General features: G+C 39.2%; 1 protein-coding gene. It reads left to right on the top strand.

Features of this window, described 5'->3' with window-relative positions:
- Positions 1 to 24: 24 nt before the first annotated feature.
- The coding region (locus tag DWX33_RS23035; RefSeq protein WP_233570226.1) for a GTP-binding protein at positions 25 to 520 on the top strand (496 nt) is incomplete at its 3' end.

The following is a 520-nucleotide window of genomic DNA, read 5'->3' as shown; positions in this document are numbered from 1 at the left end:
GTAGTATATTATTGCTTAATCCAAATGAATATTATAAATTTAGGAATTCTTGCTCACATTGATGCAGGAAAAACTTCCGTAACCGAGAATCTGCTGTTTGCCAGTGGAGCAACGGAAAAGTGCGGCCGTGTGGATAATGGTGACACCATAACAGACTCTATGGATATAGAGAAACGTAGAGGAATTACTGTTCGGGCTTCTACGACATCTATTATCTGGAATGGAGTGAAATGCAATATCATTGACACTCCGGGACACATGGATTTTATTGCGGAAGTGGAGCGGACATTCAAAATGCTTGATGGAGCAGTCCTCATCTTATCCGCAAAGGAAGGCATACAAGCGCAAACAAAGTTGCTGTTCAATACTTTACAAAAACTGCAAATCCCGACAATTATATTTATCAATAAAATTGACCGTGACGGTGTGAATTTAGAGCGTTTGTATCTGGATATAAAAACAAATCTGTCTCAAGATGTCCTGTTTATGCAAACTGTTGTCGATGGATTGGTTTATCCGA

Source organism: Parabacteroides sp. AF19-14 (genome assembly GCF_003635485.1).
Classification (GTDB): domain Bacteria; phylum Bacteroidota; class Bacteroidia; order Bacteroidales; family Tannerellaceae; genus Parabacteroides; species Parabacteroides distasonis.
This window is presented reverse-complemented; position numbering and strand designations above follow the sequence as displayed.